At 70.6% G+C, this 17,258-nt stretch carries 15 protein-coding genes; 6 read left to right on the forward strand and 9 right to left on the reverse strand.

The features are described 5' to 3' along the window. Positions 1-47: 47 nt before the first annotated feature. Genes J3S20_RS21440 through J3S20_RS21450 form a run of 3 tightly spaced genes read right to left on the reverse strand, consistent with a single transcriptional unit; the run spans position 48 to position 4,238 of the window. Entirely contained in the window at positions 48-1,874 is a 1,827-nt protein-coding gene (locus J3S20_RS21440; RefSeq protein ID WP_216838602.1) for a CocE/NonD family hydrolase, read from the reverse strand. After that, entirely contained in the window at positions 1,874-3,430 is a 1,557-nt protein-coding gene (locus J3S20_RS21445; RefSeq protein ID WP_216838603.1) for an ABC transporter substrate-binding protein, read from the reverse strand. The genes J3S20_RS21440 and J3S20_RS21445 overlap by 1 nt, the downstream gene beginning before the upstream one ends. A gap of 28 nt (positions 3,431-3,458) precedes the next feature. After that, the gene (locus J3S20_RS21450) at positions 3,459-4,238 is read right to left on the reverse strand and encodes an enoyl-CoA hydratase/isomerase family protein (protein WP_216838604.1); all 780 of its coding nucleotides are present in this window, start codon (positions 4,236-4,238) and stop codon (positions 3,459-3,461) included. Positions 4,239-4,298: 60 nt separating this feature from the next. Here J3S20_RS21450 and J3S20_RS21455 point away from each other — a divergent pair, with 60 nt between their 5' ends. Further along, positions 4,299-5,744: a class I adenylate-forming enzyme family protein gene (locus J3S20_RS21455; protein ID WP_343215273.1), complete on the forward strand. Its 1,446-nt coding sequence runs from the start codon at positions 4,299-4,301 to the stop codon at positions 5,742-5,744. Here J3S20_RS21455 and J3S20_RS21460 read toward each other — a convergent pair. Genes J3S20_RS21460 through J3S20_RS21470 form a run of 3 tightly spaced genes read right to left on the reverse strand, consistent with a single transcriptional unit; the run spans position 5,741 to position 8,788 of the window. Continuing rightward, the gene (locus tag J3S20_RS21460) at positions 5,741-6,769 is read right to left on the reverse strand and encodes a membrane dipeptidase (RefSeq protein WP_246603138.1); all 1,029 of its coding nucleotides are present in this window, start codon (positions 6,767-6,769) and stop codon (positions 5,741-5,743) included. The genes J3S20_RS21455 and J3S20_RS21460 overlap by 4 nt on opposite strands. After that, a complete protein-coding gene (locus tag J3S20_RS21465; RefSeq protein ID WP_216838605.1) occupies positions 6,766-7,365 on the reverse strand; it encodes a 2-hydroxychromene-2-carboxylate isomerase in 600 nt (199 codons plus the stop codon). The genes J3S20_RS21460 and J3S20_RS21465 overlap by 4 nt, the downstream gene beginning before the upstream one ends. Then, entirely contained in the window at positions 7,349-8,788 is a 1,440-nt protein-coding gene (locus J3S20_RS21470; RefSeq protein WP_216838606.1) for an NAD(P)-binding domain-containing protein, read from the reverse strand. Before J3S20_RS21470 ends, J3S20_RS21465 begins: the two co-directional genes overlap by 17 nt. 189 nt (positions 8,789-8,977) lie before the next feature. Between J3S20_RS21470 and J3S20_RS21475 the strand changes: the two genes are divergently transcribed. The 5 genes from J3S20_RS21475 (at position 8,978) to J3S20_RS21495 (ending at position 13,423) form a co-directional block, all read left to right on the forward strand. Continuing rightward, the gene (locus tag J3S20_RS21475; protein WP_216838607.1) at positions 8,978-10,375 is read left to right on the forward strand and encodes a xylulokinase; all 1,398 of its coding nucleotides are present in this window, start codon (positions 8,978-8,980) and stop codon (positions 10,373-10,375) included. A gap of 46 nt (positions 10,376-10,421) precedes the next feature. Further along, positions 10,422-11,387 carry an ABC transporter permease gene (locus J3S20_RS21480; RefSeq protein ID WP_216838608.1) on the forward strand — a complete coding sequence of 322 codons (966 nt, stop codon included), beginning with the start codon at positions 10,422-10,424 and terminating at the stop codon, positions 11,385-11,387. A 2-nt stretch (positions 11,388-11,389) separates the two neighbouring features. Next, entirely contained in the window at positions 11,390-12,337 is a 948-nt protein-coding gene (locus tag J3S20_RS21485; protein WP_216838609.1) for a sugar ABC transporter substrate-binding protein, read from the forward strand. A gap of 4 nt (positions 12,338-12,341) precedes the next feature. Continuing rightward, the gene (locus J3S20_RS21490; protein ID WP_216838610.1) at positions 12,342-13,085 is read left to right on the forward strand and encodes an ATP-binding cassette domain-containing protein; all 744 of its coding nucleotides are present in this window, start codon (positions 12,342-12,344) and stop codon (positions 13,083-13,085) included. A 161-nt stretch (positions 13,086-13,246) separates the two neighbouring features. Further along, positions 13,247-13,423: a peptide chain release factor 1 gene (locus J3S20_RS21495; RefSeq protein WP_216838611.1), complete on the forward strand. Its 177-nt coding sequence runs from the start codon at positions 13,247-13,249 to the stop codon at positions 13,421-13,423. Positions 13,424-13,447: 24 nt separating this feature from the next. Here J3S20_RS21495 and J3S20_RS21500 read toward each other — a convergent pair whose 3' ends face one another. The 3 genes from J3S20_RS21500 to dxs are packed head-to-tail and all read right to left on the reverse strand — an operon-like array spanning position 13,448 to position 17,255. Next, complete coding sequence (locus J3S20_RS21500; protein ID WP_216838612.1) at positions 13,448-14,194, reverse strand: TlyA family RNA methyltransferase; 747 nt, start codon at positions 14,192-14,194, stop codon at positions 13,448-13,450. Further along, positions 14,194-15,333 (reverse strand): mandelate racemase/muconate lactonizing enzyme family protein, encoded by a 1,140-nt coding sequence (locus J3S20_RS21505; protein WP_216838613.1) that lies wholly within the window; start codon positions 15,331-15,333, stop codon positions 14,194-14,196. Before J3S20_RS21505 ends, J3S20_RS21500 begins: the two co-directional genes overlap by 1 nt. Further along, positions 15,333-17,255 carry a 1-deoxy-D-xylulose-5-phosphate synthase gene (gene dxs / locus J3S20_RS21510; RefSeq protein ID WP_216838614.1) on the reverse strand — a complete coding sequence of 641 codons (1,923 nt, stop codon included), beginning with the start codon at positions 17,253-17,255 and terminating at the stop codon, positions 15,333-15,335. The genes J3S20_RS21505 and dxs overlap by 1 nt, the downstream gene beginning before the upstream one ends. Positions 17,256-17,258 lie beyond the last annotated feature (3 nt).

A 17,258-nucleotide genomic window follows, 5' to 3' on the forward strand; every position in this document is an offset into this window, starting at 1 on the left:
GGGCGCCGGCATTCTGTCCAGCGCATCGCGGCGCCCGCCGCTGGGCATCACCCGTCGTCGGGCGGCGCCAGGGGCAGCAGCAGGCGGGAGGGGTGGTCGGCATCGCAGAACAGCGTGTTCACCGCCAGCCGCATCCGCCGCGCCGCGCCCTCCTTCTCCCCGGTCTGCGGGTTCACGTCGTAATGCGGGAATTCGCTGGCGGCGATATCCAGGCGGATCCGGTGCCCGGCCAGGAAGCGGTTCGCCGTGGGAAACAGCTCCACCGTGATGGCCGTCGGTTCGCGATGCGGCATCCAGGACGGCTGGGCCGGGTCGTCGCGGTAGCGGCAGCGCAGGATGCCCTCGCAGAGGTTCATGGCAAAGCCCTGCGGATAGTCCGCGCTGGCCGGATGCACGTCGATCAGCTTGGCGGTGATGTCCGTATCCGGCGCATCGGTGGCGATCCAGAGCTCCGCGGTGACCGGGCCGATCACCTCCAAATCGTGGTCCAGCGGCGGGGTCTGGAAGACCAGCACATCGGCGCGGGAGGCGAGCGGCAGGAAGGGCGGGCGGCAGCCGAAGTGGCCCTCCCGCTCCCGCTGGTCCATCGGCCCGCCGGTGATGACGGGCTCCATCGAGGTGATGGCCCCGCCGATGGTGGGAACGGGATGGCGCGGATCGGAATCCCAGGACAGCGGCGCGGCATTCGCAGCCGGCGTCGCCTCCGCCAGGCCGCCATCGCCATGCAGGTGGTAGGGGACGATGCGCGTGCCGGGCAGCGGCCAGTCGGCCCCGTTGCGCCAGCGCCCGCCATGGTCCAGCAGCCCCTTCTCCGTGCGCCGCCCGCTGCCGCCGCCCATGACGAAGACGCGCACCGGCGGCTCCGCCTCCACCCCGTTCCGCACATCCTTCAGCCAGCGGTCGAAGACGCGCAGTCGGAAGGCGCGCCAGTCGCCGGCCCAGGAATCGATGGTGGCGTCGGAGCCGAATTCCACCTCGCCGAAAGCCGTCTGGCTGCGATTGCCATGCGTCCAGGGGCCGAGGATCAGGCTCGGCCGGCCGCGCCCCGCATCGCGCAGCCCGCAGTAGTTTTCCGTGGCCGTGCGCGGATAGGGGTCGTACCAGGAGGACATGTGGACGGTGGGCACCGGCGCGTAGCGGTCATGCCAGCCGCGCGCAAAAATGCCGAGGCGCTGCCAGAATTCGTCGCGCGCGCCGTGTTCCCATTGCTCGAACAGGTAGTCCTCGTAATCCGGCGCGTGGCGCACGGGCGAATGGCCGCGCTTCCAGGGGAAGCGGTGGAACCATTCCACCAGATCCTCCGCCGCCAGTGCCGCGGCGCGGACGGGGTCGGCCTTGGTCTCCGGCGCCAGCAGCGCCTGGTTGAAGGCCCAGCTCGCCTGCTTCAGCTCGAAGGCGCCGCCGCGTCGGATGCCGCCCTGCCAGGCATCGGAGAAGCCGCCCGAATCCAGGATCTGCACGGCCAGACCCGGCGGATCGAGGCAGCCCAGCGAGGCCTGGGTATGCGCGGCATAGCTGAGCCCCATCGTGCCGATGCGGCCATTGCACCAGGGCTGAGCCATGATCCAGGCGCAGCAGTCGTAGCCGTCCTCGCCGTCGGAAAGATATTTGACGAACTCACCCTCGCTGCCGTAGCGGCCGCGGCAGTCCTGGTAGACCACGACATAGCCGTGCTGGACGAAGTAGGCCGCGATCGCTTCACGCGGCTGCGGCTTCGGGTCCGCCGCGGTGCGTTCGGAGCGCGAAACCTCACGCTTGCCATAGGGGGTGCGCTCCAGGATGACGGGCCAGGGGCCTTCGCCGTCCGGCAGCCAGGCATCGGTGGCCAGCCGCACGCCATCGCGGCAGGGCACCATGGCTTCGATGCAGCGCATCAGCGCACCGGCGCCAGGTGATGCGCCAGCGTGCTTTCCTCGACGCCGCCGGCATAGGTGAAGGCCGCGCGATGCGCCCAGACATTGTCGGGGAAGTGCAGCGGGATGATGCCCACCTCCCGCGCCGCGATCTGCTGCGCCTGGCGCAGCAGCGCATCGCGCCGCGCGCCATCCACCACCCCGCGCGCCGCATCCATCGCCGCATCGAAGCCGGCGCTGGCATAGCGCCCACGGTTCAGCCCGCCGATGCCGCGCTGCGCATCGTAGCTTTGCAGCACCTGCGACATGCCGAGCCAGGCATCGCCCGTGGTATGGCCGAAGCCGATCAGAAACGCCGAAAATTCGCGCCGCCCGGCGCGAGTGAAGAAGACGTTGGAGGGCATTACCTCGACCCGCGCATCCAGCCCGATCCGCGCCCAGAACTGGGCCACCGCCTGCGCCGTCTTGTCATCCTCGACATAACGATTGTTGGGCGAATGCAGCGTGATGCGGAAGCCATTTGGAAAAGCCGCCTCCGCCAGCAGGCGCCGCGCCTGCGCCACGTCGAACTCCGGCACCGGCAGGTCCGGGTCGAAACCCAGCTGGCCCCGCACCGCCAACTGCCCGGTCGGCCGCGCCGCGCCGGCCAGCACGCGCTCCACGATGGCAGCGCGGTTGATGCCGAGCGACAGCGCCTGGCGCACCCGCACATCCTTCAGCGGATTGGCGGCCAGCGCGCTGCCATCCCGCGCCGTGACGAAAGGCGAGGGATCGTTCGCCTGGTCCAGCCCGATATAGATCATGCGCGAGGAGGGGGAGGCGGTGACGCGCAGCTCCGGCCGCGCCCGCAGCCGCGCGATCTCGCCGGGCGGCACAGCCTCGATCAGATCGGCATCGCCAGCCAGCAGCGCGGCCATGCGCGCCGTGTCATTCGCCACCGGGCGGAGTGTGGCGGTGGCGAAGGCCGGCTTCTCGCCCCAATAGTCGTCGTTGCGCGCCAGCCGCAGCGCCTGGCCGCGCTGCCATTCCACGAAGCGCCAGGGGCCGGAGCCGATGGTGGCGCGGCCGCTGTTGAAATCTGCCGTCGTCGCATCGGCCGCGACGCGGGCGGAGACGATCCAGGCGCTCATCGCATTCAGCGGGATGGAGGGATCGGGGCCGCGCGAGCGCAGCCGGATCGTGTGCTGGTCCACCACCTCGATCGCCGTCACGCTGCCGGCCAGGCGGATGAAGGGCGCCGGGCTGTTCGGCACGCGCGGCATGCGTTCCAGCGAGAAGCGCAGATCCTCCGCCGTCACCGGGCTGCCGTCGTGGAAGCGCGCATCGGGGCGGATGCGGAATTCCCAGACATCCGGTTCCGGGTTGGAGAATTCGGTGAGGCCGGGCACAGGCTTCAGGTCGCGGTCGGAGCCGACCAGCGCCTCGAAGATGTGGCGCGCCACGGCCTGGTTGGCGCCGACCAGCGCGAAGTGCGGATCGAGCGAGGAGGTCTCGGTCTGGATCGCGATCCGCGCCTCCTGCGCCATGGCGGGCCAGGCGAGGGCGAGGCTGGCGAGCAGCAGGGGCAGGCGGCGCATGGGCGGGCTCCCGGTCGGTCGGTGCAGCCTAGGACTGGCCCTGCGAACGGTCCAGGAAGCGCTGCATCACCTGTTGCGATTCGCCGTCGCTGAAGGCCTCCCGGTGCAGGCGGCGGGCGGCGTCAAAGGTCTCGTCGAAGCCGCGCTGCGTCACCTCGCGGAAGCGCTGCTTGTTCAGGCGGAAGGCAAGCTTCGGCTTGGCCGCCAGCTCCGCCGCGGTGCGCAGGGCCGTGGCGCGCACCTCGGTTGCCGGCACCAGGTGGTGCAGCAGGCCCAGGCGGTGGCATTCCTCCGCCGCCACCATCCGCCCCGTCAGCACCATCTCGGTGGCGCGCGACAGGCCCAGCATCTCGCGGATGATCCAGAAGCCGGTGGCGCTGACGATGCCAGAATTGATCTCCGGCTGGCCCATTCTGGACCCCGCATGGCCGACGCGGATGTCGCAGAGCAGCGCCACCTGGAAGGCGGAGCCCGCGGCCAGGCCGTTCAGCGCACAGACCAGCGGTTTTTCAAATGCACGGATCGCGCCGTAGAGCGCGCGCCACTCCGCGATCCAGCCCTCGGCGCGATCGCCGTCGAAATTCTTGCCCTCGTTCAGGTCCTGGCCGGCGCAGAAGGCGCGGTCGCCGGCGCCGGTCAGCACCACCGCCTGCACATCGGCATCCATCGCGGCGTCGGAGAGCAGTTCCAGCAGCCGCGCGCGCATCGGCGCATCCCAGGCATTCAGGCGGCGGGGACGGTTCAGGGTGATGAGGCGGATGCCATCCTCTGTCGTGGCCAGGACGTGGTCTTCGGCGGTCTCGGACATGTTGATCCCCAGGCGGCGCGGCGTTACCCCGGGGATAGCGGCAAAGGGGGCGGCATCAAAGTGGCCGAGGGTTTTTGCGAGCTGCTGCGCCGTGCGGTGGCGGTGGAGCCGGATCGCGTCTTCGCACGCACCAGCGAGGCCTCGCTGACGCTCGCGGCGCTGGATGCCGGCAGTGATGCGCTGGCGCAGGCGCTGCGGGCGCGCGGCCTGGCACGCGGGGACCGGGTGGCGGCGGTGCTGCCGAATGCGCTGGACTCGCTGGTCCTCGCCTATGCCATGGCCAAGGCCGGCCTCGTCTGGGTACCGCTGAACCCGGCCCTGGTCGGCGACGGGCTGCGCCACATCCTGGCGCTGACGCAGCCGAGGCTGATCGTGGCGGAGGGGCATGCCTCGCTCGACGAGCTGTTTGCGGAGGCGCCGGCTTCGCGCTTCGACGAGGCACCGCCCGAACCCGCCGAGGATTTCGCCATCTGCACCACCTCCGGCACCACCGGCCCGCCCAAGGGCGTGCGCGTCTCCCACCGCATGCTGCGGCTGGCGGGCGAGGGCGTGATGCGGGTGGCGGATGCGCGCGACGGCGACGTGTTCTTCATGTGGGAGCCGCTGCACCACATCGGCGGCGCGCAGATGCTGGTGGCGCCGCTGCTGAAGCGCGTCGTGCTGCACCTGGTGCCGCGCTTCAGCGCCAGCGCCTTCTGGGGCCAGGTGATCGCGGCCGGTGCGACGCATATCCACTATCTCGGCGGCATCCTGCAGATCCTGCTGAAGCAGGATCCGGCGCCGCAGGAGCGCGCGCATCGGGTCCGCATCGCCTGGGGCGGCGGCTGCCCGGCGGAGCTGTGGCCGCAGGTGCAGGCGCGCTTCGGCGTCACCTTGCGCGAATGTTATGGCATGACGGAGGCGTCTTCCTTCTCCAGCTTCAATGCCGATGGCGTGCCGGGCTCCGTCGGCCGCGCCATGCCCTGGTTCGAACTGTCCATCCAGGACGCCGAGGGCCGCGTGCTGCCGCCGGGTGCGCGCGGCGAGATCGTGGTGCACGCGCGCGAACCGCTGGCGCTGACCCAGGGCTATCTCGACAACCCGGAAGCCACCGCCAGGGCGCTGCGCGACGGCGCCCTGCACACTGGCGATTCCGGCAGCCTCGATGCCGCCGGCAATCTGTTCTTCCACGGGCGGATGACGGACAGCGTGCGGGTGCGGGGCGAGAATGTCTCGGCCTGGGAGGTGGAGGCGGTGGCCGCCCAGCATCCCGCCGTCGCGGATTGCGCCATGATCGGCGTCGCCGCCGAGATCGGCGAGCAGGAGATCAAGCTGTTCCTGCAGCCGCGGGAGGGCGCGGTGCTGGACCTCGCCGAGGTCAGCGCCTGGCTGACGCCGCGCCTCGCCCGCTACCAGCGCCCGCGCTACCTGGCGGTGGTGCCGAGCTTCCCGCGCACGCCGAGCCAACGCATCCAGAAATTCGCGCTGCCGCGCGGCGTGGAGGGCTGTTTCGACACGCAAGGCTAGCCGCCCCAGACGCGCTCCAGCAGCCGCAGCCAGTTGCCGCCGAGCAGCTTCAGGATGGTCTCCTCCGACCATCCGCGCCGCACCATCGCCGCGGTGATATGGGGCATCTCGTGGATGCGGCGGATGCCGAGCGGCTTGCTGATCTTCGCATTGGCGTATTCGGTCAGTTCCCGCGCATGGCCTTTGTCGCGGCTGGCATAGACCTGGTAGGGGCCGGGCCGCGGATGGTCCAGGCTGAAGTCGCAGCCGAGGCCGACATGATCCTCGCCCACCAGCGCGATCACATGCGCCATGGCGTCGAGATAGTCCTCGACGGTGGAGTCATTGCCGCGCGCCAGGCCTGGCGAGAACAGGCTGATCCCGATCAGCCCGCCGCGCGCGGCGCAGGCGGCCATCAGCGCATCGGTCTTGTTGCGCGCCACATCATGCAGCGCGCGCGGCAGCACATGGCTGATGCAGACCGGCTGGTGGGAGGTCTCGATAGTGTCGAAGGCCGTCTTCTCGCCGACATGCGAGAGGTCACACAGCACGCCGGCGCGGTTCATCTCATGCACCACCTCGCGCCCGAATCCGGTCAGGCCGGAATCGTTCAGCTCGAGATAGCCGGCGCCCGAGTAGTTCTGGGTGTTGTAGGTCAGCTGCATGATCCCGACGCCGAGATCCTTGAACAGACCGATATCCTGCAGCCGGTCCTCGATGGGCGAGGTGTTCTGCCAGCCGATGCTGATGCCGGTGCGGCCTTCCGCCTTCGCCGCATGAATATCCGCCACTGTCTTCACAGGCCGCAGAAGGTCGGCATTCTCCTCCAGCATCCGCCGCCAGGCGAGGATGTTGTCCAGCCCGCCGCGCAGATCCTCCCAGAGCACGGAAGCCGCATTCACCGCGGTGACGCCACCCGTCGCCATCTCGGAGAAGATGGTGCGCGACCAGTTGCAGGTCGAAAGTCCGTCGAAGACCACGGCCCGCGCATGCAGCGCCGCGGCCCGCGCCATGATCTCCGGATTTTCGTGCGCCAGCCCTGTCATGCGGAGAGCGCCCGGTCGAGGAAGTCCAGCCGGTCCTGGCCCCAGAACAGCTCATCGCGGAACACATAGGTCGGCGTCCCGAAGATCTTTCGGGATTCGGCCTCGGCGAGGTTGGCCTGCCACGCCGCGACATGCTGCGGCAGCGCCGGTTCGCGCATCAGGGCCACGCCTGCCTCGCCCAGCGTCGCGCGCGCGATCTCGCGCAGCGTGTTCAGGTCTGCAATGTCGCGATCCTCGGCCCAGAGGGCGCGCTGCACGGCGAAGCAGAAGCCCTGCGCGTCCAGCCCCGCCTCCTGCACCGCGATCACCGCCTGCGCCGCCGTCTCGATGGTCCGGCAGGGATAGAATTTTGGCGTCAGCTGCAGCGCCATGCCCAGAAACTTGCGCCAACGATCGAGCTCCAGCGCGTGATAATCCTGCCGCGCCTGCGCCCGCGTGCGCAGCGGAATGCCGCCATTCGCCTCGATCACCTTGATCGGCCGCAGCACCAGCTTCGCGCCATGTCGGCGCGCGATCTCATAGAGCCGCGGCGCGCCGAAATAGGCCCATGGCGAGGAGATGCCGAAGAAGGCGAGGATCTCAGGCGGCTGCATCATCGATCTTTCCGGCAAATGGCGTCCATTCGTCGCCGAGCAGTTCCGGCGTGTCATAGGCCGCGAACTTCGCATAGATCTTCGCGCGATCCTCGACGAAGAGGCTGCGCGCCATGGCCTCCGCCAGCCGCCGCGCACCATCGCTGACGGAGGGGATGCCGCTGGTCAGCTTGCCATGCGTCAGCACCGCCGGAAAGGCGAAGCAGGCGACCCGCTCCAGCCCAGGACAGGCGCCCGGTGTACGCTGCTGGAACTCGAAGCCGGGGCCGAGATCGGGCGAGGTGCCGAGCATGGCATCGGCCTCCTCCGCCGACGGCGTGTAGCTGTCCGACCAGCGGCGGATGTATGGCGCGATGCGGCGCAGCTCCGGCCGGCGCGCCGGGTCGATGTCGAAGCCGGTGGCGAGGATCAGGAAATCGAGCGTCAGCGCGAAGCGCGGCGTTTGGACGCGCAGCGCGCCCTCCTGCTCACGCGCGGACAGGATCGGGCTGGCGAAGTGGAAGCGCGCATTCGCGTGCCGCGACACGCGCAGCACGCTCGGCCGCGGCGCCGGCAACTGCGCGGCATTGGCCAGGCGGAAGAAGCGCCACTTGTCTTCCATCGGCAGCCCCAAAAAGCCGTGCGACATGCCCCTGCTGCCGATGCCGGTGAACTTGTCGACGCGCGGCATCTCGGCGCGGCGGATCAGCAGGTCGACGGAAGCCGCCCCGGCCTCCAGCGCGCTCGCCGCATTGTCCATGGCGGAGGCGCCGGCGCCGACCACGCCGACGCGCTTGCCGGCCAGGGCCGCCATGTCGATCTCATCCGAGGAATGCGCCCAGAACTGGCGCGGCAGGTCGCGCACCACCGCCGGCACGCCGGCGCCGCCGAGGCCATCGATGCCGGTGGCCAGCACCAGACGCCGCGCCAGCACCGCCGCGCCCTCGGCCAGGGTCAGCCGCACCAGCCCGCCATGGTCGGGCTCGATATCCACCACCTCCACGCCGTTGCGCACCGGCAGGTCCAGCACGCGGCGGTACCAGACCATGTAGTCCATCCACTGGCCGCGCGGGATGCGGCCCATGGCGGCCCAGGCCTCGGCGCCGAACTGTGCCTCGAACCAGGCCCGGAAGGTGAGGGAGGGAATGCCCAGCGCCGGCCCCGCCACCTCCTTCGCCGTGCGCAGGGTGCGCATGCGGGCCGTGGTCACCCAGGGCCCCTCCTGCCCCGCCGGCGCGCGGTCCAGCACCAGCAGGCGCTCGATGCCCAGGAGGCGCAGCGCGGCGGCGGCACAAAGCCCCGAAAGGCCGCCGCCCAGCACCACCACATCCAGCACCCCGGTTGGCGGCTCCGGCACCCAGGCTTTGGGCGGCAGGTTCAGCAGGGCGAGGTCGCGGGCCAGCTGCGCTTCCAGCGCCGCGAGGCCCGGGGGGGCAGGGTCCGTCATGGCGAAATCCTAGAGCAGCCGGGCAGTGCAGGGAACCGCACCGATCAACGGGTGGATGAAAAATCCATCTTCAAATGCGGTACATATTGGCATGATTTGGTGCACACAGCTCGTTCAGTGGGCCATTGTCCTTTCGCGCGCGCAGCCCAACTTGCGCCGCGCCCGCCCGCGGCCGAAGGTCGCGCCGCCATGCCCGACTCCTGCATCCTTGCCGTCGATCTCGGCGGTTCCTCGCTGCGCGTCGCGCTGGTGGGGCGCGACGGCAGCCTCCTCGCGCGGCATGACAAACAGCAGCGCCTGGGCGCGGAAGCCGATGCCGAGCACTGGTGGCAGGCGCTGCGCCAGGCCGCAGCCGCGCTGCGCCGGCAGGATGGCGCGGCCTTCGCCCGCACCGCCGCCATCGCCATCAGCGCCATCACCCGCAGCCTGGTGCCGGTGGATGCGGCGGGCGACCCCACCCATCCGGCGCTGCTCTTCGGCGATGGAAGGGCCGCCGAGACCCTGCCCGCACTGCTGGCGCTGCTGCCGCCGGACCATCCGGAGCTTCCGCAGGTGAATGCCTTCCACCCGCTGGCCCGGCTGGCCTGGCTGCGCCAGGTCGCGCCGTCGGCGCTGGCGCGCACCACCGCGATCCTGGAGCCGAAGGATTTTCTCAACCTGCGGCTGACCGGCCGCCTCGCCTCGGACCGGATTTCCGCGGCCCGCCTGGCCGCCGCCGCGCCGCTGCTGCCCCGGCTCGGCCTGGCGGAGAGCCTGCTGCCGCCGCTGCTGCCGCCGGGCGCCATCCTGGGCCCGCTGCGCCCCGATGCCCTGCCCGGCCTGGGGCCCATCCCGGTGATGGCCATGGCGCATGACACCTGGGCCGCCGTCGCCGGCCTCGGCGCGCTGCGGGAGGGCCACGCCTATGGCATCTCCGGCACCACGGAGGTGCTGGGCCTGCTGCACCACAGCCCCGCCGTCGCGCCGGGGCTGCTGACGGTGGATTGGGACGGGCTGTTCCAGATCGGCGGCCCCAGCCAGCACGGCGCCGATGCCCTGGCCTGGCTGGCCAGCCTGGGCGTGGAGGTCGGCCGCGGCGACCCGCCGCCCCAAGACCCCATCCCGGTGCTGTTTCTGCCGACGCTGGCCGGGGAGCGCGTGCCGCATTGGGACCCCGACCTGCGCGGCGCCTTTTTGGGGCTTCGCCGCGACCACAGCGCGGCCGACCTGGCGCGTGCCGTGATGCAGGGCATCGCCTTCAACAACCGCACGGTGCTGGAGCGCGCCGAGGCCGCGGCGGGCCGCCAGGCGGTGGCGCTGCATCTGGGCGGCGGCGGCGCCACGCCGGGCTGGGCGCAGCTGCGCGCCGATGTGCTCGGCCGGCCCGTGCTGCTCTCCGCCACGCCGGAACCCGGCCTGCTCGGCTGCGCCATCGTCGCTTTTTCCGCCATCAAGGGAACGGGTCTCATCGCCATGCAGGACCAGCTCGCTCGCCCCGCCGCACGCCTGCTGCCCGATCCGGCGCGACATGCGGAGGCCACGCGACTGCACGCCATCTTCCAGGCCGCGGAGGCCGCCGTCGCGCCCATCTCGCGCGCCCTGGCTTGACGCACGCGGCCCGCAGCCGAGGATGGCGGCGGATCCTGGGGGTGGAATGGGCGGCTTTTTCACACGCTATGGCGCGGCACTTGCCGGCGCACTGCTGTTCTGCGGCTTCGCCCTGGCCTCGCCGGTCTTCCTGACGGCTGGCAACCTGGCCGTGGTCTTCAAGGAAACCGCCTTCCTGGGCATCCTGGCCATCGGCTTCACCCTGGCGCTGGTCACCGCCGAGATCGACCTCTCGGTCGCCGAGGTGGCCTCCCTCGCCGCGGTGGTCACCGGCGCGCTCGTGCATGGCGGGCAGGCGCCCTGGATCGCCATCTGCGCCGGGCTGGCCGTGGGCACCGCCTGCGGCGCGGCCAATGGCATCGCCGTGACGGTGTTCCGGGTGCCCTCCTTGATCGCCACGCTCGGCACCGCCGCCATCGCCAAGGGCCTCGGCTTCATGCTGACCGCCGGCGTCGCCTTCGTCGGGCGCTGGCCCACCAGCTTCACCGGCCTGGCGCGCGGCAGCTGGCTCGGCCTGCCCAACCTGGTCTGGTGGCTCGCCGGCGTCGGGCTCGCCGCCTGGGTGCTGGTGAAATGGACGCGGCTCGGCGCGCATCTGGTGGCGACCGGGGAGGCCGATGAGGCGGCGCGGCTCGCCGGCATCCGCACCCTGTCCATGAAGCGCCTGGCGCTGACGCTGGCCGGCGCCTGCGCGGGGCTGACGGCGGTGCTGCTGGCCTCCTCCCTCTCCTCCGCCGCGCCGGGCATGGCGAACGACCATTTTCTCTACGCCATCGCCGCCGTGCTGCTGGGCATGTGCATGTTCGAGCCGGGGCGGCCGAATATCCCGGGCACGCTGTTTGCGGCGCTGACGCTCAAGGTGCTGGGCAATGGGCTCGTGCTGCTGGGCGCCGAATACTACTGGCAGGACATCGTACTGGGCGCGATCATCCTGGCCTCCGTGGCCCTCTCGGCCGCCGGCATGGGCCGTGCGCCCTTCGTGAAGAAGCTGAATTTCCGGACGGGGAAGTGACCATGACCGAGATCAACCGCCGCGGCCTGTTGCTGGCCGGCGCCAGCCTGGTGGCCGCGCCCGCCCTCGCCCAGGCCGGCACGGACATCGCCATCATCGGCTTCCAGATGAGCAGCGAGACCCATGCCCGCGCCGCCAATGCCGCCGCCGCCGCCGCCCGCGCCAAGGGCTGGACCGCCACCGTGCTGAACAGCGAAGGCGCCCTGCCCCGCCATGCCGAGCAGCTCGACACCCTCATCCAGCGCCGCCCCAAGGCCATCATCGTCGCCATGGGCAAGCCGGTGGAGGCGGAGGCGCAGTTCCAGCGCGCCAAGGCGGCGGGCATCCCCGTCATCACCATCATGGCCGGCGCCTCGCCGCACACCGTCTTCGACATCCAGGTGAACGAATACAAGGTGGGCGCCGATGCGGCGCTGTGGCTGCTCGGCGCGCTCGGCTACCAGGGCAATATCCTGACCCAGCGCTTCGAGGGCAATGTCGGCACCCGCATCCGCGGCAAGGTGCTGGATGCCGTGCTGTCGGAGAATACCGGCGTCCGCGTGCTCGCCACGCACACCATGGCGCGCACCGCCTCCTGGCGCGACGACGTCCGCCAGGGTTTTTCGGGGCTGCTGCTGCGCCATGCCGCCAATACCCAGGGCATCTGGGCCAGCTTCGACGGCCAGGCCTTCGTCATCGACGACCTGCTGCAGGCGCGCGGCGTGAAGAAGGGCGACATCAAGTTCGTCTCGATCGACGGCGGCGCCGAGACCTATCGCCGCATCGCCGACCCCGAGAGCACGCTGATGGCCACCGTCACCATCCCCTTCGAGGAGATGGGCAACAAGGCGGTGGAGGCGGTGGACCGCATCGTTCTGAAGGGCGAGGCCAAGGGCGCCATGGCCTCCGGCCCCTACCTCTTCCTCGATTCCCTGCTGGTGGATGGCAACAACGTCCGCCAGTTCCTGTAGCCCGATGGCACTGCTCTCCCTCCGCGGCATCGGCATGCGCTACGGCGCGGTGCAGGCGCTGTCCGGCATCGACCTCGATGTGACGGAGGGCGAGGTGCTGGCGCTCTGCGGCGACAACGGCGCCGGCAAGTCCAGCCTGGTGAAGATTCTCGCGGGCGCGCAGGCGCCCAGCGAAGGGACCATGGCGCTCGATGGCGATGCGACGCAGTTCCGCGGGCCGCAGGACGCGCTGCGGCGCGGCGTCGCCACCATCTACCAGGACCTCGCCGTCGCCCCGCGTCTGTCCATCTGGCAGAATGTTTTTCTGGGGTCGGAGCTCACCCGGCCGCCGCTCGGGCTGCTCGACAAGCGGCGCATGGCGGAGGCCAGCCGGGGCTATCTGGCGCGGCTGGCGGTCGACATCAGCGACATGGACACGCCGGTGGAGCGGCTGTCGGGCGGGCAGCGCCAGGCGGTCGCCATCTGCCGGGCGCTGCGCTGGGACGCCCGCATCATCATCATGGACGAACCCACCGCCGCGCTCGGCGTGAAGGAGACAGCCCAGGTGCTGGACCTGATCCGCCGCCTGCATGCCGAGGGTCGCACCGTCATCCTGGTCAGCCACGCCATGGGCGATGTGGTGGCGGTGGCACAGCGGGTGGTGGTGCTGAAGGGCGGAAGGAAGGTCGCGGACCGTCCCGTCGCCACCCCCGCCGGCGCCCTGCGGCCGGAGGAACTGGCGCAGATCATCATCCGCGGCACCGCCTGAGGCGGCCCGGACCCTCCTCCGCCAAGAAGAATGTTCCGCTCCGCGATCACTCTCGCGCGAACGTGATAAGATTTCATTAAGCAACTCGTGCGGGCTGATGCACGTTTCTGGTGTGATGCTGCGGTGCGATACGCCAGCAGCCCCCCGCAGGAAATGTCCCAATGACCGAGCGCGAGCTGGACCTGAAGATGGCCGAGCTGGACCGCCAGCTGAACGATCCGGAGACCCGGATGGATCCGCACAAGGTCTGGGCGCTGCTGGCCGAGATCAGCCGGCAGCACCTGCCGGCCGGCCCGACGGGCGGGCTGAAGACCACCCATTCCCCGCGCGCGGCCTGACGGCCAAGCCGGCCAGCCTTCCCCTCAACCCTCCCGCCGCGCCGCGATCAGGAATTCGCGGTTGCCCTCCGGCCCCAGCAGTGGGCTCGCCTCCACCCCCAGCACACGCCAGCCAGGCAATTCGGCCCACCAGTGACGGATGCCGGCGCAGACGCTGTCATGCACCCGCGCATCGCGCACCACGCCACCCTTGGCGACATTCGGCCCCACCTCGAATTGCGGTTTGATCAGTGCCACGGCCCATCCGCCCGGTGAGACCAGGCCCAGGGCGGAAGGCAGCACGGTGCGCAGGCCGATGAAGCTGGCGTCACACACCACGGCGCCCGGCGCCTCCGGGATCATCGTCGCATCCAGGTAGCGGGCATTGGTCCGCTCCATCACTACCACCCGCGGGTCGTTGCGCAGCTTCCAGGCCAGCTGGCCATGCCCGACATCCACGGCAAAGACCTTGGCCGCGCCGTGATGCAGCAGCACGTCGGTGAAGCCGCCGGTGGAGGCACCGACATCGAGGCCCACCACCCCGCTGCAATCCAGCCCAAAATGCGCGATCGCATGCGCCAGCTTCACCCCGCCGCGGGACACCCAGGGATGGTCCTGGCCGCGCACCTCCAGCGGCTGGCCTTCCTTGATGGCATCGCCGGCCTTGCTGACCCGCGCCTCCCCGGAAAAAACCTTGCCGGCCAGGATCAACGCCTGGGCGCGGCTGCGGCTTTCGGCCAGGCCCCGGTCCACCAGCGCCTGGTCCGCCCGCTGCTTCGGCGTGCCGCCCATCAGGCGGCGAAGCGCGTGAGGGCCGCGCGGTCCACGGTGATGCCGAGCCCCGGCCCGTGCGGCACCCGCACCACGCCACCTGCGAAGCCGACGGGCTCAGCCAGCAGCGCATCCCGCACCGGATGCGGGGAGCGGTCCAATTCCAGCAGCGGCGGGCGGGGAAACAGGCCCGGCGGATTGTCCGGGATCACCGCCAGCAGATGCAGGGAGGCCGCGAGCGCCACCCCGGTCCCCCAGACATGCGGGTTCACCCGCATGCCGAAGGCATTGGCCATGTCCGCGATCTTCTTCAGCTCCGAAATCCCGCCGCAGGCCGCCACATCGGGCTGCAGGATATCCGCCGCGCGGCGGGTGATCATGTCCCGGAATCCCCAGCGGGTGAAACTGGCCTCGCCGCCCGCCACCGGGATCGGCTGGCCGGCCTTCACCGCCAGGTAGCCGTCCAGGTCCTCGGGCTGCACCGGCTCCTCGAACCAGCCGATGTCGCATTCCGCCACGGCGCGGCCAAAGGCGATGGCGTCCGGCACGTCATAGGCATGGTTGCAGTCCACCAGCAGGCCGATATTCGGGCCGATGGCGTGGCGGAAGTCCCGGGTCAGCGCGATATCCGCGGCCAGGCCCCAGCCGGTCTTCAGCTTGAGGATGGAAAACCCCTCCTCCAGCCGCGTCTCCGCCTCCTCGGTCAGGTAGCCCAGGTGGTCGCGGCGTTCGCGGCGGTAGAAGCCGGTGGCATAGGCCTGCACCTCGGTCCGCAGCGGCCCGCCCAGCAGCCTGTGCACCGGAAGGCCGAGCGCCTGTCCGGCAATGTCCCACAGCGCGATGTCAAGCGCGCTGATCGCCTCGATCACCAGCCCCCGCTGTCCGTGGTCGCGCAGGCGGTTGTACAGGGACTGCCACAGCGCCTCCCGCGCCAGGGCGTCCTGGCCGATGAGCAGGGGCGCGAGCCAGGTGCAGATCGGCGCGGTCAGCTCCGGCGGCCCGAAGGCCTCGCCCCAGCCCACGATGCCGTCCTCCGTCACGACCTCCACCAGCATGGCGCCGCGGCGGCGGTACCAGGCCTGGGAATAGGCGAAGGGCTCCGCCAGATCCGCCATCAGCACATGCGGCGTGACGGAACGGATGCGGGTGCCTGGGCCCATCAGGCGCGCGCCGGCTGGGCCTTGGCTTGCTCCATGCCGAGCGCCGCCTGGGCGGTCGCCACGATATGCCGCGCATTCAGCCCGGCCTGGTCGTACTGCACCTTGGGCGCGGCATGGTCGATGAAGGTATCGGGCAGCACCATCGGGCGGAACTTCGTCTGCCCGTCCAGCAGCCCCTTCCACAGCAGGTGATGCGCCACCAGGCTGCCGAAGCCGCCGACGGAGCCTTCCTCGATGGTGATCAGCACCTCATGGTCCCGCGCCAGGCGTTCCACCAGCGCGGTGTCCAGCGGCTTGGCGAAGCGGGCATCGGCGACGGTGCAGGTGAGGCCCTGCGCCGCCAGCTCATCCGCCGCCTTCATGCATTCGGCCAGCCGCGCGCCATAGGACAGGATCGCCACCGAATTGCCCTCCCGCAGCACGCGCCCGCGGCCGATCTCGAGCGGCGTGCCGCGCGCCGGCAGCTTCAGGCCGAGGCCTTCGCCGCGCGGATAGCGGAAGCCGCTCGGCCGGTCGTCGATCTGCGCGGCGGTGGCGACCATGTGCATGAGTTCCAGCTCATCGGCCGCGGCCATCAGCACCATGTTCGGCAGGCAGCCGAGATAGGCGATGTCGAAGCTGCCGGCATGGGTCGCGCCATCCGCGCCGACCAGCCCGGCGCGGTCCATGGCGAAGCGCACCGGCAGGGATTGCAGCGCCACGTCATGCACCACCTGGTCATAGGCGCGCTGCAGGAAGGTGGAGTAGATCGCGACGAAGGGCTTCAGGCCTTCCGTCGCCATGCCGGCCGCGAAGGTGACGGCGTGCTGTTCCGCGATGCCCACGTCGAAGCAGCGCTTCGGATATTTCTTGGCGAAGGCATCAAGGCCCGTGCCGGCGGGCATCGCCGCATTGATGGAGACGACCCGCTCATCCGCATCGGCCTCTGCAATCAGGGCATTGGAAAACACCTTGGTATAGCTGGGCGGGCCCGGGGGGGCCTTGGCCTGTTCGCCGGTGATGACGTTGAACTTCTGGACGCCGTGATACTTGTCGGCGCTTGCTTCGGCGGGGGCATAGCCCTTGCCCTTCTGCGTCACGACATGCAGCAGGATCGGCTGGTTCTCATCCGCATCGCGCAGGTTGCGCAGCACCGGCAGCAGGTGGTCCAGGTCGTGGCCGTCGATCGGGCCGACGTAGTAGAAGCCCAGCTCCTCGAACAGCGTGCCGCCGGTCAGCAGGCCGCGCGCGAATTCCTCCGCCCGCCGCGCCGTGCGCTCGATCGGCCGGGGGAAGCGCTTGGCCAGCCGGCCCATCACGTCGCGCAGCGACAGGAAGGGGCGCGACGAGATCAGCCGCGACAGATACGCCGACATGGCGCCCACCGGGGGCGCGATCGACATGTCGTTGTCGTTCAGGATGACGATCAGCCGGGCGCGGGCCGCGCCGGCATTGTTCATCGCCTCATAGGCCATGCCGGCGGACATGGAGCCATCGCCGATCACCGCGATCACATGCCGGTCGTCGCCCTTCAGCTCCCGCGCCATGGCCATGCCGAGGCCGGCGGAGATGGACGTGGATGAGTGGGCGGCACCAAACGGGTCGTATTCGCTCTCCGCCCGCCGGGTGAAGCCGGACAGCCCACCCTCCGTCCGCAGGGTGCGGATGCGGTCGCGCCGGCCGGTCAGGATCTTGTGCGGATAGGCCTGGTGGCCGACGTCCCAGATCAGCCGGTCGCGCGGCGTGTCGAAGACCGCATGCACCGCGACCGTCAGCTCCACCACGCCGAGCGAGGCGCCGAGATGCCCGCCGGTCTGGCTGACGGCATCGATCGTCTCCGCCCGCAGCTCCTGCGCCAGCTGCTTGAGCTGCTCCCCGGAATAGTTGCGGAGATCGGCCGGAACACGGACCCGATCGAGCAGGGGAGTCACGGGGGGCGCCATGGT

Source organism: Falsiroseomonas tokyonensis (genome assembly GCF_019024325.1).
GTDB classification, from domain to species: domain Bacteria; phylum Pseudomonadota; class Alphaproteobacteria; order Acetobacterales; family Acetobacteraceae; genus Falsiroseomonas; species Falsiroseomonas tokyonensis.

What these genes read in the sequence shown, in the direction of transcription:
- dxs (WP_216838614.1), bottom strand. Translation starts at nt 17,255, where the DNA reads ATGGCGCCCCCCGTGACTCCCCTGCTCGATCGGGTCCGTGTTCCGGCC.
- J3S20_RS21460 (WP_246603138.1), bottom strand. Translation starts at nt 6,769, where the DNA reads ATGACAGGGCTGGCGCACGAAAATCCGGAGATCATGGCGCGGGCCGCG.
- J3S20_RS21495 (WP_216838611.1), top strand. Translation starts at nt 13,247, where the DNA reads ATGACCGAGCGCGAGCTGGACCTGAAGATGGCCGAGCTGGACCGCCAG.
- J3S20_RS21480 (WP_216838608.1), top strand. Translation starts at nt 10,422, where the DNA reads ATGGGCGGCTTTTTCACACGCTATGGCGCGGCACTTGCCGGCGCACTG.
- J3S20_RS21465 (WP_216838605.1), bottom strand. Translation starts at nt 7,365, where the DNA reads ATGATGCAGCCGCCTGAGATCCTCGCCTTCTTCGGCATCTCCTCGCCA.
- J3S20_RS21470 (WP_216838606.1), bottom strand. Translation starts at nt 8,788, where the DNA reads ATGACGGACCCTGCCCCCCCGGGCCTCGCGGCGCTGGAAGCGCAGCTG.
- J3S20_RS21505 (WP_216838613.1), bottom strand. Translation starts at nt 15,333, where the DNA reads ATGGGCCCAGGCACCCGCATCCGTTCCGTCACGCCGCATGTGCTGATG.
- J3S20_RS21450 (WP_216838604.1), bottom strand. Translation starts at nt 4,238, where the DNA reads ATGTCCGAGACCGCCGAAGACCACGTCCTGGCCACGACAGAGGATGGC.
- J3S20_RS21485 (WP_216838609.1), top strand. Translation starts at nt 11,390, where the DNA reads ATGACCGAGATCAACCGCCGCGGCCTGTTGCTGGCCGGCGCCAGCCTG.
- J3S20_RS21475 (WP_216838607.1), top strand. Translation starts at nt 8,978, where the DNA reads ATGCCCGACTCCTGCATCCTTGCCGTCGATCTCGGCGGTTCCTCGCTG.
- J3S20_RS21440 (WP_216838602.1), bottom strand. Translation starts at nt 1,874, where the DNA reads ATGCGCTGCATCGAAGCCATGGTGCCCTGCCGCGATGGCGTGCGGCTG.
- J3S20_RS21445 (WP_216838603.1), bottom strand. Translation starts at nt 3,430, where the DNA reads ATGCGCCGCCTGCCCCTGCTGCTCGCCAGCCTCGCCCTCGCCTGGCCC.
- J3S20_RS21500 (WP_216838612.1), bottom strand. Translation starts at nt 14,194, where the DNA reads ATGGGCGGCACGCCGAAGCAGCGGGCGGACCAGGCGCTGGTGGACCGG.
- J3S20_RS21490 (WP_216838610.1), top strand. Translation starts at nt 12,342, where the DNA reads ATGGCACTGCTCTCCCTCCGCGGCATCGGCATGCGCTACGGCGCGGTG.